The 15,072-nt window shown below is 34.1% G+C and carries 15 protein-coding genes; 10 read left to right on the top strand and 5 right to left on the bottom strand.

Annotated features, from left to right (window positions below):
• Nucleotides 1–39 precede the first annotated feature (39 nt).
• The 5 genes from QYS48_RS06700 (at nucleotide 40) to asnB (ending at nucleotide 5,307) form a co-directional block, all read left to right on the top strand.
• Complete coding sequence (locus QYS48_RS06700; protein WP_302102900.1) at nucleotides 40–408, top strand: DUF1801 domain-containing protein; 369 nt, start codon at nucleotides 40–42, stop codon at nucleotides 406–408.
• The gene (locus tag QYS48_RS06705) at nucleotides 409–1,155 is read left to right on the top strand and encodes a DUF1835 domain-containing protein (RefSeq protein WP_308358065.1); all 747 of its coding nucleotides are present in this window, start codon (nucleotides 409–411) and stop codon (nucleotides 1,153–1,155) included. It abuts the gene before it with no gap.
• 43 nt (nucleotides 1,156–1,198) lie between these two features.
• Nucleotides 1,199–2,014 (top strand): ZIP family metal transporter, encoded by an 816-nt coding sequence (locus QYS48_RS06710; RefSeq protein WP_308358066.1) that lies wholly within the window; start codon nucleotides 1,199–1,201, stop codon nucleotides 2,012–2,014.
• A 102-nt stretch (nucleotides 2,015–2,116) separates the two neighbouring features.
• On the top strand, nucleotides 2,117–3,370 hold the full coding sequence (locus QYS48_RS06715; RefSeq protein ID WP_308358067.1) for an MFS transporter: 1,254 nt from the start codon (nucleotides 2,117–2,119) through the stop codon (nucleotides 3,368–3,370).
• A 41-nt stretch (nucleotides 3,371–3,411) separates the two neighbouring features.
• Nucleotides 3,412–5,307, top strand: coding sequence for an asparagine synthase (glutamine-hydrolyzing) (gene asnB, locus QYS48_RS06720; RefSeq protein ID WP_308358068.1), 1,896 nt, complete (start codon nucleotides 3,412–3,414; stop codon nucleotides 5,305–5,307).
• Between the two features lie 10 nt (nucleotides 5,308–5,317).
• On the opposite strand, the gene QYS48_RS06725 is transcribed toward asnB, so the two are convergent.
• The 3 genes from QYS48_RS06725 to QYS48_RS06735 are packed head-to-tail and all read right to left on the bottom strand — an operon-like array spanning nucleotide 5,318 to nucleotide 8,434.
• Nucleotides 5,318–6,022, bottom strand: coding sequence for a LytTR family DNA-binding domain-containing protein (locus QYS48_RS06725; RefSeq protein WP_308358070.1), 705 nt, complete (start codon nucleotides 6,020–6,022; stop codon nucleotides 5,318–5,320).
• On the bottom strand, nucleotides 6,012–7,076 hold the full coding sequence (locus QYS48_RS06730; protein ID WP_308358071.1) for a histidine kinase: 1,065 nt from the start codon (nucleotides 7,074–7,076) through the stop codon (nucleotides 6,012–6,014). Before QYS48_RS06730 ends, QYS48_RS06725 begins: the two co-directional genes overlap by 11 nt.
• Nucleotides 7,077–7,111: 35 nt before the next feature.
• Nucleotides 7,112–8,434 (bottom strand): S41 family peptidase, encoded by a 1,323-nt coding sequence (locus QYS48_RS06735; protein ID WP_308358072.1) that lies wholly within the window; start codon nucleotides 8,432–8,434, stop codon nucleotides 7,112–7,114.
• A gap of 329 nt (nucleotides 8,435–8,763) precedes the next feature.
• On the opposite strand from QYS48_RS06735, the gene pheS reads away from it, so the two are divergent.
• The 5 genes from pheS (at nucleotide 8,764) to QYS48_RS06760 (ending at nucleotide 13,430) form a co-directional block, all read left to right on the top strand.
• The gene (gene pheS, locus QYS48_RS06740; RefSeq protein ID WP_308358073.1) at nucleotides 8,764–9,789 is read left to right on the top strand and encodes a phenylalanine--tRNA ligase subunit alpha; all 1,026 of its coding nucleotides are present in this window, start codon (nucleotides 8,764–8,766) and stop codon (nucleotides 9,787–9,789) included.
• A gap of 19 nt (nucleotides 9,790–9,808) precedes the next feature.
• Nucleotides 9,809–10,666 (top strand): 3-hydroxyacyl-CoA dehydrogenase NAD-binding domain-containing protein, encoded by an 858-nt coding sequence (locus tag QYS48_RS06745; protein ID WP_308358074.1) that lies wholly within the window; start codon nucleotides 9,809–9,811, stop codon nucleotides 10,664–10,666.
• Nucleotides 10,653–11,114 (top strand): hypothetical protein, encoded by a 462-nt coding sequence (locus QYS48_RS06750; protein WP_308358075.1) that lies wholly within the window; start codon nucleotides 10,653–10,655, stop codon nucleotides 11,112–11,114. Before QYS48_RS06745 ends, QYS48_RS06750 begins: the two co-directional genes overlap by 14 nt.
• A gap of 129 nt (nucleotides 11,115–11,243) precedes the next feature.
• Entirely contained in the window at nucleotides 11,244–11,876 is a 633-nt protein-coding gene (locus tag QYS48_RS06755; protein ID WP_308358076.1) for a nitroreductase family protein, read from the top strand.
• A gap of 198 nt (nucleotides 11,877–12,074) precedes the next feature.
• Complete coding sequence (locus QYS48_RS06760; RefSeq protein ID WP_308358077.1) at nucleotides 12,075–13,430, top strand: deoxyguanosinetriphosphate triphosphohydrolase; 1,356 nt, start codon at nucleotides 12,075–12,077, stop codon at nucleotides 13,428–13,430.
• A gap of 8 nt (nucleotides 13,431–13,438) precedes the next feature.
• On the opposite strand, the gene QYS48_RS06765 is transcribed toward QYS48_RS06760, so the two are convergent.
• Nucleotides 13,439–14,215 carry a class I SAM-dependent methyltransferase gene (locus QYS48_RS06765; RefSeq protein WP_308358079.1) on the bottom strand — a complete coding sequence of 259 codons (777 nt, stop codon included), beginning with the start codon at nucleotides 14,213–14,215 and terminating at the stop codon, nucleotides 13,439–13,441.
• Nucleotides 14,216–14,222: 7 nt separating this feature from the next.
• The gene (locus QYS48_RS06770) at nucleotides 14,223–14,981 is read right to left on the bottom strand and encodes a 2OG-Fe(II) oxygenase (protein ID WP_308358080.1); all 759 of its coding nucleotides are present in this window, start codon (nucleotides 14,979–14,981) and stop codon (nucleotides 14,223–14,225) included.
• Nucleotides 14,982–15,072: the final 91 nt, after the last annotated feature.

A 15,072-nucleotide genomic window follows, 5' to 3' on the forward strand; every position in this document is an offset into this window, starting at 1 on the left:
CAAGAGTAATGTCTCTTGCACTTAATTCACTTTTTGTAGATGACTGAAGTTGAGCAATACATATTTGATTTAAAAATCAATCAACGTGAAATCATGCTGTATTTTCACGATATATTAGCTCATCAATTAGAACTAGAAGCTAAGATTAGGTACAAAATCCCATTTTACTATCATAAATCTTGGGTTTGCTATATGAACCCTATCAAAAATGGTGGTGTGGAACTAGCGTTTCTTCGTGCTAATGAACTTAGCAATCATCAGGGATTACTTGATTTTAAAGGCAGAAAGCAAGTTGCTGGTATCAGCTTCTTCAATCTAAAAAAGGTGCCAAAGGATTTAATCTATGAGATAATTCAAGAAGCATTACTTTTAGATGAAAGCATCAAATATAAATCTAAAAGAACATAGATGTCAAAAGTATTTCATATCCTAAATGGTGATGCTTTAAATGAACAATTTCCTAAAGAAATTGAAGGGGAAGTTATTATCTTCAGAGAATGTTTAGTAGATGGCGAACTAAAAGGAGATACAGAAGAAGAGTTTTATCATAATAGAGCTGAATTTTTAAGCAAGACTTATGAAGAAGTTAATTTCCAAGATTACTATCAAGAAAGCGTTTCAGAATTTGAAAAAATAAAATCAATCCCTGAAAATTCTGAAATTAATTTGTGGTTTGAAGAGGACTTGTTTTGTCAAGTAAATCTCTGGTACTGTGTATATTTAATTTTAAACAATACAAAATCTGCTCATCTTCATTTAATTCTTCCTATTGATAGTCCCTATAGTTTCGGTCATCTAAATAATTCAGCGCTAATAAAATGCTATAAAAGTAAAGTTGTTTTAGTTCAAGCTGATAAAATTTCTGAATTGTGGATTCATTATCGATCTGGAAATATTGAAGCATTGCACAAAACTGCTTTGGACCTTAAAAATAAATATACATTCATTCTAAAAGCAGTTGAAGCACATATTGCAAGTATCCCATCTGATAAACACCCAGGAAAACCAGTGGAAACACTTCAAAATATTATTGAAGAATTAAGCACATATGAGTTTAAACCTATATTTAAAGAATTCTCGAAAAGAGAAGCTATTTATGGTTATGGTGATTTACAAGTACGTAAACTCTTGGAGGATATCAAACGTAAATCATAATAGGTTTATATAATGGCAATCATACAATATTTGTTTATTTAAAATGATCATTGAACACCTTTCAAATTATAATCCAGTCTTCCTAGCATTTGCTGCAACCCTATTTACCTGGATGGTAACGGCACTAGGATCTTCCATGGTTTTCTTTTTTAAATCAATCAATCAGAATCTTCTAAATGCGATGCTCGGTTTTGCAGCTGGGGTCATGATTGCCGCTAGCTTTTGGTCTCTCTTAAAACCCGCAATAGAAATGGCAGAAGAAGCAGGAACTACACCATGGGTTCCTGCTGTAGTTGGTTTTCTTTCAGGAGGAGCATTTCTTTTAATCATTGATAAGATTTTACCTCATTTACATTTAGGCTTATCTGAAGATAAAGCGGAAGGTATTAGTACGAGTTGGCACAGAAGTATACTATTGGTATTAGCAATAACCTTACATAATATTCCTGAGGGTTTGGCGGTAGGTGTTGCTTTTGGTGCAGTTGCTCATAATTCTGACCCTTCAGTTTTAACTGGCGCTATTGCGCTTGCCTTTGGAATTGGACTACAAAATTTTCCAGAAGGGGCTGCTGTTTCTGTTCCTCTCCGTAGAGAAGGTTTCTCAAGATTAAAAGCGTTTAATTATGGTCAATTATCTGGTATAGTAGAACCAATTGCCGGAGTTTTAGGCGCCTATCTTGTATTGAGTATTGAACCTCTTTTACCTTATGCCTTATCTTTTGCTGCAGGAGCTATGATTTTTGTAGTGGTAGAAGAATTAATTCCTGAATCTCAGTCTGGAAATAAAACTGACCTTTCAACAATTGGCGCTATGATTGGTTTTGCTTTAATGATGTTATTAGATGTTGCTTTAGGTTAAGCTTTTTCATCAGTCGAATGATGACATTACAGTAAATTACTGTTTATTGAAACTATTAAAATTATGAGCAGTTGATTTAATGGTCATTAAAACCAAAATCATTTGAAAAAAGAAAACTCAAGTTCTGTAGGAGTAGATAAACGTGTTGTCTTTTTAGGGTTTGCTCGAATGGCAGATGCCATGGGTAATTCTTTCCTTATAGTAGTATTACCCTTATACATAGCAAGCGATAATATTTCAGGAAATTTCTTCGGATTAAAGGAATCATTAATAACTGGTTTACTTTTAGGTGTTTTCGGACTAATCACAAGTTTTACACAACCATTTACCGGAAGATTTTCTGATAAAGCAGGTAAGCGCAAATTATTTGTATTATTGGGTTTAATTATTTTCACCTTTGCAAATTTCGCCTATTCATTTGCTAGTTCATATTGGTTATTACTATTGGTTCGGACAGCTCAAGGGATTGCCGCTGCATTTACCATCACTTCAAGTTTGGCATTAGTGAGTGAGGTCAGCACCAAAAAAACGAGAGGAAATAACATGGGAGTATACAACTCTTTTCGTTTAGTGGGTTTTGGTTTAGGCCCACTTGGGAGTGGTTTTTTAGTAGAAAATGGCCCGTATCATCTGCCAGTTATAGGCGAAATTAATGGATTTGTTGCTTCTTTTGGGATAGCTGCTGCAGCGGCTTTTTTGAGTGCCATATTGGTTTTCTTTTTTGTATCTGATCCGGATGATATTGAACCTAGTGATAGAAAAATGGATATTAAAATTTTATCCAAAGCAAAAGATACAGTATTAGATCCTATTTTTGCTCTCGCCCTAGCCACTTTAGTGATGAGTTTTGGCTTCTCTTTATTAGCACCAATAGAAACCAAAACCAATGAGCGTTTGTCTCAAGGGCCGTTCATGTTTTCACTAGAATTTAGTGCTTTAATTGCTGCTCTCGCAGTTACCCAACCAATCGTTGGCAAATTAAGTGATAAATATGGAAGGAGAATATTTATTATTATAGGGTTAATATGCTTAATGCCTATTGTACTAGTAGAAGGGCTCACAACAGAACCCTGGCAAATGATTACAGCCAGAGGATTACAAGGAATTAGTGCCGCAATGGTTTTTGCTCCTTCTTTAGCACTTGCAGGTGATTTAGCTGAAAAAGGACAAGCCGGTTCTCAGCTTTCTGTGGTAACAATGGCCTTTGGCTTAGGAATTTCATTAGGGTCATTTGTATCAGGTTATGCGGTTAGGTTTGGATATATTTTCCCTTTTCTTATTGGTTCTATTCTTGCTGGAATTGGTTTATTGATTGTAAGAAGTCAAGTTCCAAAAAATGTGGAATCTCAAACTTGATAATTATATAATCTACTCATTTTTATACTTATCTTCGTACTATGTGCGGGATAACTGGAATTTTTGCATTTAACGAAATAGGTCGATTTAATCTTCCTAATATTTCGAATGCTACTGAAACACTTGAGCATAGAGGACCTGATATTCAAAAAGTATATGTCAGCGATTATGTAGCCCTAGGCCATAGGAGACTTTCCATTATTGACCTCAATCCTGAAGCTAACCAGCCTATGATGTCTGAAGAAGGCCGTTATCAAATCGTCTTCAATGGCGAAATCTATAATTATAAATCATTAAAAAAAGACTTATCTCAAAAGGGGGTAGTATTCAAAACTGAATCTGATACTGAAGTTTTATTACAGTTGTTGATTCATGAAGGAAAAGATGCCTTAAATAAATTGAATGGTTTTTTTGCATTTGCATTTTACGATCAACATAAAGAAGAACTTTTAGTAGCTCGTGATCGCTATGGAATTAAACCGCTTTATTATTTAGAAGATGAGGATCGCTTTATTTTTGCAAGTGAATTAAAAGCCATATTAAAATTTGGAATTGATAAGGAAATTGATTCAAATGCTTTATACAGTTATTTGCAACTCAATTATTTGCCTGCCCCATTGAGTATGGTTAAGGGCGTTAAGAAACTGATGCCTGGTAACTATGCTCTAGTTAAAAAGAAATCCGTAGAATTCAACACTTATTACAAGTTAGAAGATACTTTTAAAAAGCCATTCGAAGGGTCTTATGAAGAAGCTCAAATTCAGCTAAGATCATTAATGGAAAACGCAGTTGAAAAACGCTTAGTAGCAGATGTTCCTTTAGGTACTTTTTTAAGTGGTGGTGTTGACTCTTCTATTATTTCAGCAATTGCTTCTAAAAAAGTAGACGATCTTCATACCTTCTCAATTGGTTACAAAGGCCACTCTTTTTTTGATGAAACAGAATATGCTAATGCTGTTGCAAAACATATTGGTTCAAAGCATCAAGTTTTTTCTTTAAGTCTAAATGATTTATATGATTATTTGCCGGATGTATTGAAAAGCTTTTCAGAACCTTTTGCTGACAGCTCCGCATTACCCGTTTATGCCTTAAGCAAACTTACAAAGGAAAAAGTAACCGTAGCTCTTTCCGGTGATGGGGCAGATGAACTCTTTGCCGGATATAATAAACATGCTGCATTGTACAGATTATGGCATCCTGGGTTTAAAGAAAAAATGGTTAGCAGTTTATCTGCAATATGGAAAGCTTTACCAAAATCACGAAACAACCCAATTGGTAACAAAATAAGGCAATTACATAAGTTTGCTGAAGCTTATAAATTAGATCCTCAAGATCAGTATTGGTTACTGGCAAGCTTACTAAATGCACGTAAAAGCAGTGAACTGCTGTCAAATAATCTTTTAGAAAAGATTGATTTTGAATCCTTCGATTTGTGGAAAGAAAAATTACTCAGCCCATTGAAATCAAAATCAATAAACCAGGCTTTACAGCTTGACCAGGAACTAGTACTTCAAGGTGATATGCTCCAAAAAGTTGATTTGATGAGTATGCAACAAGCATTGGAAGTTCGGGTTCCTTTCATGGATCATGAAGTTGTAGCTTTCGCCAATAGTCTGCCAGAAAGCTTTAAAGTAAATGGCCAGCGTAAAAAAATGATTTTACAAGATACTTTCAGGGATATTCTGCCTACTAAAATTTACAATCGACCTAAACATGGCTTTGAAGTTCCCTTATTGGATTGGCTTAGAAAAGATCTAAAATCAGATATAGAAAATAAGTGGTTGGATAAAGACCGAATAGTAGATCAAGCTGTTTTTGATTGGGATGAAGTTCAAGCCTTAAAAAAGAAATTATTCTCCAATAATCCTGAGGATAGCCATGCTACTATTTGGGCACTAATTGTATTTCAAGAATGGTGGGGGCAGTATATGAAATAAGTATATCGTATTATTCAGAAGGAATATTAAACTTTTTAAACATTTCCTTTTTATAAAGATCTCCAATAGGTATTTCTAAATCCCCTATTTCAATATCATTTTTGGTATATGCTGTTACGCTATTGATATTCACAATAAAAGAACGATGTACCCTTAAAAAGCGATCGTCCAATCTATCCTCAAATGCTCCAAGCCCGTGCTTGATTATGAATTCATCATCGGATAAATGAATTTTTATATAATCTTTTAGGCTTTCAACATATAGAATTTTATCAAGCTCAATTTTAATGTTCTTTTTATGGCTTTGCACATAGATATATTCTATTTCTTTTTTCTCTGCCCTTTCTGATGACTTAGGGTTAACACTATCACGAAATTTCTCAATCGCCACCATAAAACGTGAAAAGATAATAGGCTTAAGCAAAAAATCTATTGCGCTTAGATCGAATCCATCCAGTGCGTAATCTCTGAAAGCGGTAGTAAAAATCACTTTCGGTTTTGTAATAAGGTTTTTATAAAAATCTGTACCCATTAATACCGGCATTTCTATATCCAAAAATAGCAAATCTATTTTTTCATTTTGTAAAACCTGATGTGCCACCACGGCTGATTCACAACTGGCAACCAATTCAAAATCATCCAGCTTTGATATATGTGTTTCCATTAGCTCTCTGGCTAACTCCTCATCATCAACAATTATACATCTATATGCCATTCGCGAAAAGATTTAAATTCACCTTATAAGATTTAGTCGATTCCTCAATTTTTAATTTGTACTGATTCTGTGGATACAATAATTGAAGCTGCTTTTCAATATTTCTTAACCCAATGGATGGTCGCTGTTTTTTACTTTCCTTTGTTTTAATATCTGGCTTTGTATTTTCAATCATGAAAATTATTTCTTCTCCTTTTATTCTGAGTTGAATATCAATGGATGCGATTTTTATTTCCTGTTTAACTCCATGTTTAAAAGCATTTTCAACCAAAGTTAGTAATAATAAAGGCGCTATTTTAAATTCCTCTTTAACTTCATAATCAAATTTTATATTTAATCGCTTTCCATACCTAACCTTTTCTAATGAAATATAATTATCAATCAGCTTCACTTCATTCGCAATCGACACATAATTTGCATCACACTTATATAAAATATAATCTAAGATATCAGATAATTTTTCAATGACTTCGGGTGTTCTTTCCGATTTCTTTAAAGAAAGTGAATATAAATTGTTAAGGGTATTGAAAAGAAAATGAGGATTCAACTGATGTTTAAGCAGGCGTAATTCTGTACTCCTTTTTTGTTCCTTTAAGCTGATCAGTTCCTTTTGCTTTCTGTAATAATCTATCACTATCAGTATAATGGCTGGAAAAATCAATTCCGTTATACTACCAATAAATGCATAAACATTAGTAATTCGCTCAACAAACTCAAGTGGTGGTCTGTAACGATAAACTTCTGGATATTTGGGAAGAAGATAGAAACAACGGATTGCTGTATGCATAACATATGCATTATAAATAGCGAGTAAACTAAGTATAGTAAATACTACTCTTCTCTTTTTATCTATAAAAAGTGGAATCAGAAGATAAATGAATAGATACGAAAGAATAATTTGAACACTCGTCTTTGAAAACATTCTTTCAAACAAAAACACTTTATCAGATTCATGTGGCCAGGCAGAACTGATATAGTAAATAAGCATCACACACCAAAAGATAATATGACCTATGGTTTTTCTTGATATAAGTGTGTGATGCTGTTTTTTCATATATAATACAGCCGATTTGCGCTGCTAACTGTTATTTATGGTTTTAAATTCGCCTCAAAATTTGATAGATTATTAATATACATGTCTAATCTCCTATCATTTTGTGCTTCAGCCAATCTCACCGCTGTCTTAAAGTGATTTAAGGCTTCTTCTTTTTCACCCTGCAGCGCCAAACCCTCAGCATAGCTGTCATGTGCATTAGGCGATTCAGGAAAGATTTTTACATTTGCTTCAAATATAGCCATTGCGGAATTTATCTGATCATTATCCAGATAGAAATACCCCATATCATTTACCATAAAATCCTCAAGGTGCTTTCTTTTAAGCAATAGCTCTAATAACTCCTTTACTTTATCTTTCTGGCTAACCTCTTCTTTTGCAAGGATTTCTTTAAGCATAAAAAATGGTTGTTCCCTATACTTCTTAGCAGCAATTTTAGCTAGATCTTTGGCTTTAACAAGTGCATCATGTTTACAACTAAGGACATCTGGTTGTACACCCACTCCTTCCCAATTACTTTTTGTAACTGGATTTATCGAACGTGCATAAGGCATAATAATACCAAAGCCATGATTTAATCTCATGAAATTAACTGGATGTGCACCTCCTCCTGTATTTTCGCCAACCACAACCGCTCTATTTCTACTCTGTAAATCATAGGCAAAGGCTTCCGCTGCTGAAAAGGTAAAATTACTAGTAAGAATATATAGTGGAATATTAAGCCTTCTTTCTCCCTGAACCTTTACAGTCTTCAATTCGCTGTAGGTATCAGTCCTTCTTTCATACTTTGCACTTAGTGCCACATTCTCTTCTAAAAAATAACTGCTCCAGTACAAGCCTAAACTATTTCCTCCACCGTTTTCTCTTAAATCTATAATCAAAGCATCTGCTGTAGAAAAATAGTCCATGACAGCATCTACCTTAGGTATATCTTCTTTACGAAAGCCTTTCAATTCTATATAGCCGACATTTCCTTCAAGTAGATCAATTTTTCCAAATCCTCCTTGCCTGAATCTCTCCATTATGCTGAGGTGTTGGCTTACAAAATGCGTTTCTTCATTTGGATGAGGTGGTGGCGGTGGTGGAACAATATTTAAATGTTTGTCTTTTGTAATCTTACGCATTTCCATTGTCAGAACCTTTGCAAACTCTTTTGGATGTTCATAGCTATCGAAAAATTTTGTTTCCAAAAGAGAATCTAAGTGTAAATTGGTTTCTTTGGCTTTATCCAGAAAAATATAATTTTCCAACAATAGTTCTTGTGCCTTTTTTACTACTTCCTCTTTTGATTGAGCATAATTAAGGAATGGCAAACAAATAAAAAATACTGTGCAAATTTCTTTTAAACGATTCATCATTTTTAGTCTAGTTTGGTTTTTCTGAATTCAACTTAGGGATAAAAGAAAGGCAAATTCTGTTGTGTCGACAGATTGAAAGTTAGCGTAGACAGAGAGCTGAAATAAGAAAACTTGATATTTGGAATTGAATTATAAACAGAACAAAAGAATCAATTTAACAAATCAGATTATTACCAGGATTTTGTTCAATGAAAATAATTAATGTTTAGTTGGTACTGTGATAATCTTTGAATTCACTTCTAGACGAGTAACAAGCCCATTAACTTATTTAATATTCCGCCATTTTCGTTTAACTTTGTTTTTTAGGGTAATAAACTGATTAAAAATCAATGTCTGAGAAGATAGAAGCATTAAAGGCTGAGATTTCAGCAGCAAAAGCAAAAACTCAGGATGAGTTAGAAGCATATAGATTAAAATTCATCAGTCGTAAAAGTGTATTAGGTGACCTTTTTGCTGACATTAAAAATATTGCGCCAGAAGAGCGAAAGGCTTATGGTCAATCGGTAAATGAAGTAAAACAATTAGCGGAAGAGAAGTTCAAAGAACTAATTGCTGGTTTAGAAAGCTCTGATTCGGGAGGCAAATCTTCAGCCCCTGTTGACTTAACTTTACCACCTAATATAAATTTAGGAACTGTTCATCCCCTAACATACATCCACAACAGAATTGTTGAAATCTTCCAGAAAATTGGTTTCAATGTAGCTGATGGTCCTGAAATAGAAGATGACTTCCATAATTTCACGGCCTTGAACTTTCCTGAAAATCACCCGGCACGTGAAATGCAAGACACTTTCTTTATTGAAAGTAATCCTGATATTGCATTGAGAACCCATACCTCTTCTGTTCAGATTAGGGTAATGGAAAATCAAAAGCCTCCATTCAGGACTTTAGCACCTGGAAGAGTATTTAGAAATGAAGCAATTTCTGCTAGAGCTCACTGTTTTTTCCACCAAGTAGAAGGTTTCTTTGTTGATAAGAATGTGGGCTTAGTAGATTTAAAGCAAACCCTTTATTATTTCGCTAAAGAATTGTTTGGTCAGGATACAAAAGTGCGTTTTCGCCCTTCTTATTTCCCATTCACAGAACCAAGTGCTGAAATGGATATCTCTTGTAATATCTGTAAAGGCGAGGGTTGCAATGTTTGTAAATATTCTGGTTGGGTTGAGATTTTAGGCTCCGGTATGATTGATCCTAATGTGTTGGAAAACTGCGGAATTGACTCAGAAGAATATACTGGATTTGCATTTGGAATGGGAATTGAAAGAATTGCAATGCTTAAGTTTCAAGTAAATGATTTAAGGCTATATTCTGAAAATGATGTTCGATTCCTGAATCAATTTAAACACTTAAGCTAAAAATATTAATTAAAGCTATATGAAACTTGAAGATATCAAATCAATTGGAATAGTAGGAGCAGGAACAATGGGTTCTGGTATTGCTCAAATGAGTGCAATGGCTGGCTATAAAACCACAATTTTTGATATTCAGGAAGCAGCATTAGAAAAAGCAAAAGCTGCAGTGACTAAAAACCTTGATAAAGGAATAGAAAAAGGTAAAGTTTCAGCAGAGCAAAAAGAAGCCTGCCTTTCTAATATTAGTTTCATTTCAAATCTAGAGGACCTTAAAGCAGATGTTATTATAGAAGCCGTAGTTGAAAAACTGCAAGTCAAAATTGATATCTTTAGTCAGCTAGAAAAGATAAATGGGGATAAAACAATTTTAGCTACTAATACTTCCTCTATTCCAATTACCCAAATTGGGGCGGGGCTTCAAAAGCCTGATAGATTAGTAGGAATGCATTTCTTTAACCCTGCTCATATTATGAAGCTTGTTGAGGTAATTTCTGGAGCAGCCACAAATCCACAAATTGCTGAAACCACAAAAGCATTAGCAGAAAAAATGGGTAAAAAAGCCGTAATGGCAAAAGATTCGCCTGGCTTCATCGTTAATAGAGTGGCGCGCCATTTTTATGTGGAGTCGCTGAAGATTGCTGAAGAAAATGTGGCTGACTTTAAGCAAATCGACAGATTAGTGGAAAGTTCAGGATTTAAAATGGGCCCATTTAAGTTAATGGATTTAATAGGAGTGGATACTAATTTTTCTGTAACTCAATCTATGTTTGAGTCTTTCTACTACGATAGTAAATTCAGACCTAGCAGAATTCAGCAACAAAAAGTAGATGCCGGGCATCATGGCAGAAAAAGTGGAAAAGGGTTTTATGACTACAATTAAAAAGTTTTATTTATTACTAATCTCTCTTTTCATATTTTCTTCTTGTGCAGAAGAAAATCCTGAAGTATTTGTAGATGAATTACCTTTACCTGACCCATTCCAACTTTCTCTCAATTTAGACTTAGTCAGTTATCAAAGTCTGCAATTTGAAAAAAATGTGATTTTGGAAGATTATGGTTTAAATGGGATAATTATAGTCAAAAGAAGTGATTTTGATTATGCTGCATTTGAAAGAACTTGCCCGTATGAGCCTGAAAAAGAATGTTCAATCATATCAATGAATGCTGGACAGCAATATTTGGAATGTGAATGTGGAAACTCATTTTATAATCTTAGCGGATACCCCACCAATAGCCCTTCCCCTCGAAAGTTGAGAGAATATTATACTAGCTTATCTGGAAACACACTTTATATTGATAATACAATAGTAAGTAGTCCTAACCAATAATTCTTTTTCAATTAAATAATATTTTTCACAACCTATTTATATTTATATCGTGCACGACATAAGTAAAAATTCACGGATTGGATTGTCATAATATTTGAAAATCAAAAATAGAATAAATTTAAAGTAAAAATGGAATTATTAGAGAAATTGAATTGGAGATACGCTACAAAAGCAATGAATGGTGAAAAAGTACCTCAAGAAAAAATTGACAACATATTGGAGGCCGCTAACTTAGCTCCTACTTCTAGTGGTTTACAGCCGTTTGAAATTATGATCGTGACCAATGCAGAACTGAAAGAAAAAATTAAAGCGGTGGCATGGAATCAATCGGTGGTAACAGATTGTTCGCATTTATTGGTGTTTGCAGCATGGGATACCTACACGGAAGAGCGAATTAATAGAATGTTTGACTTAGTGAATGAAGAAAGAGGTTTTAAAAATGAAGGCTGGGAAAATTATAGACAGCAATTATTGAATAGCTACCCTAAAAGAGATGCTGAAACTAATTTTCAACATGCTAGCAAACAAGCCTATATTGCATTCTCTCAAGCTTTAACTGCTGCTGCGTTCGAAGGTGTTGATGCTACTCCAATGGAAGGATTTGACCCTGATGTAGTAGATGAAATTTTAGGATTAAAAGAAAAAGGATTAAGAAGCTGCGTGCTTTTACCGCTTGGTTATAGAAAGCCCGAAGAAGACTGGTTAGTTAATTTAAAAAAGGTAAGAAAACCGAAAGAAGAACTAATCACTTTATTCGAATAAAAATATTACATATTGATTTTAATGATGAAAAGCGACATTATTGGATTTAAATAGTGTCGCTTTTTTTCTAAACACAACCTAAATCAAAAGCTAATGAAATGCACTTCTTTATTGGCATTCTTAAGCAAAGGGTCTCATTATTCAAAATGTACTTAATTTAGATAGCCCTTTTCTCCCAAATTCAATTAATTTTGAAGAATGGAAAAAATGAACTGGCTTAAATTATTAAATCCTAATAGACTAGGGCAAAAATCTATTTCTAATCAATCCAGTGCTCGATCATTTTTTGAGCAAGATTATGATAGAATAATTTTTTCTCATCCTTTTAGAAGACTTCAGGATAAAACTCAAGTGGTGCCTCTTCCAGAGGAAGATTTTGTTCATACCAGACTAACACACAGTTTAGAGGTGAGTAGCGTGGGCCGTTCATTAGGTAAAAAAGTAGGCGAGTCTATTATAGATAAATACTCAGAATTAAATGATGCTGGATTTTCTTCATTTGATTTTGGAGCCATTGTAGCAGCAGCTTCTTTAGCGCATGATATTGGAAATCCTCCTTTTGGCCATTCTGGTGAAGATGCTATTTCAGGATTTTTCAAAAATAGCGAATTAGGAAAATGGATTCAGTCCGAAGTATCCGTTGAAGAATGGGAAGATCTTACTCACTTTGAAGGGAACGCACAAGGATTCCGTCTATTTCATAGACCTGACAATCAAGGAATAAAACTAACCTATAGTACTTTAGCTGCTTTTAGCAAATATCCTAGGACTGCCCACCTATTTGATAAAGACCCTAAACGCAAGAGCCAGAAGAAATACGGGTTTTTCCAGACTGAAAAAGATTACTTTGAAGAACTAGCAAATGAATTGGGTTTAATAAGACTTTCTAATGAGATGAGCTGGGTTCGTCATCCACTAACCTTTTTAGTAGAAGCTGCTGATGATATTTGTTATCATGTAATTGATTTAGAAGATGGCTGCCGATTAGGCTGGGTTCCTTTTGAACAAGCTAGAGATTTACTAGCAAATGTTTTAGGCGATTCTTATATGCCTGAAAAATTAGAGAAGACTAAGGGCAAAAATGCAAAAATCGCATATTTAAGAGCTTTATGTATTAATAAACTTATCAATGAGTGTGCTGAAGTGTTCATGGCAAATGAAGATAAAATTCTAACGGGTGAATTCGATGCTTCATTAATGAGCCAAGTGCCTTCCAAAAAAGTCTTACGAGATATCATTGAAGTTTCTATTCAAAAAATATACAGATCTCATGTAGTTTTAGAAACAGAAGTAGTGGGCCATAGAGTTTTAGAAGGTTTATTAGAAGAATTTTTAGGGGCAGCCATTGCCCAAAAAGGCGCTGATGATTCAAGCACTAAAGATTTAACAGTTTTTAGATTGCTGCCTGAAACCTATCAGGAATTAATTACGGATACCGCAAGTCTTTACGAAATCAGTTTAATTTGTATTGATTACATCAGTGGAATGACGGATCGTTATGCTATAAATCTGTACAGAAAATTAAAAGGAATTAGCTTACCTGGTATGAAATAATTCCGGCTTTACTTTTCTAAGGTATAGAATAGATCAAGGCTTTCTTCAGCATTTTCATTTACATAGTAATCAGCTACTGAAATTGATTTCACGAGTGAATTGTCCGCTTGATCTAATTTATTTCTATTGACTCTATTTAAAAATTCATAAGGAATTCTTAATAATGGGGCTGGTAATCTATACTGGAGATTGAAAATGTCGAACTTAGTAATCTTTCTAACGGATTCACGGTTTTTCTCATGATACTCCATCACTTTATCATTCCCTGCAATTCCATTCGCTTCTACTTTCGAAAAAATAGATTTACAGATTTTCTCTAATTCAGGAGCAAAATATTCTCTCACATGCCAAGGATTACGGGTAAGCGTCATTTTCTTGTTAGGCGTAGAAATAATTGCTTTTCCACCAGGCTTTAACACACGATGGATTTCTTTTAAAAAAGTAATATCATCTTTAATGTGCTCAATTACTTGAAAAGAGACCACCGTATCAAAACTATTATCCTCGATTCCTTTCAAAGGGGGAATGTGCATAGCTTTAAAATCAGCCTGAGGATATTCAGCTTGCAGCTCATCCGTTAAGGTTTTGTATTTATCAATACCGGTATAATGATCAGCTGTATTTACTAAAGTTTGCAATCCACGGCCTGTTCCACATCCAATTTCTAACAAATTACCTTCAATTGAAGGTTGAGCATATATATAAGCGGCTAATAACCTCTGGTGAATTGGATTATCAGACGCAATTGAATCTGAAGTGATTTCAGTTGTAGAATGTTTAGCCATAATGGTCTTAGCTTACTTTTAGCACTTTCTTTATGCTATCAAAAAATGAGTTTTGTGGTTTTTCCTCCTGACTAGTTTCAGGAAAAATTGTATCATGGTAAGTTATATCTTCTTTTTCTTTTTTGGTATAAAAAGTAGCAGAAAACATTTTTCGTTCTTCTTTGTCAGGACACTCCAACGGTTTGGTATAACCATAATATGAAGTGTCTTTTACTTCAAAGATTACCGCTCTGTTAAATCTGCAAGAAACGGCTTTCTTACATTTAGACACACAATCATTCCACATTTCCAATGCACCATTCCACTCTGGTTTCCACCTTGGAGTAAGGTAAAGTTGAAGGTTTAATCTTCTTTGCACATCTTTTTCAGGGTGAATGTTAAAGTCAACATGCACATCTTCAAAAGATCCTTTTTTCCCTTTTTGGATTCCTACACCAAAACCATCATTGGTAATGAAGGCGTTTTCAATGCCTGTCACTTGCTCAATGAATTCCAAAAATTTAGGTTTGGCAATTTCCTCTTTTAAGAGATTGAAAAGGCGTGGATATTCCTCAAACTTATCACCTTCTAGCTTATTCTCATGTTTATCTTTCTTTGGCTTATTGAAAAGCTCATCCTCTGGAAAGAAATTATGGAGTTTTTCTGCTACCTCTGTCGACAAAAAGTCATCCAGAATAATGTGGTGAAACGGTTTAGAGGATTCAAACTCCTCTTTGTACTGATCAATTTGTTCTTGACTAAAGTGCTTATTTTGAATAAGTTCCATAAAGGAATTTAAAATTTCGTGGCGCAAATATACACTTCATATGTAGTTTGCAAGAATAAAAACTAAAATATTTGTTCACTAAACTATCAAT

The sequence above is a fragment of the Marivirga arenosa genome (assembly GCF_030503895.2).
GTDB classification, from domain to species: Bacteria; Bacteroidota; Bacteroidia; order Cytophagales; family Cyclobacteriaceae; genus Marivirga; species Marivirga arenosa.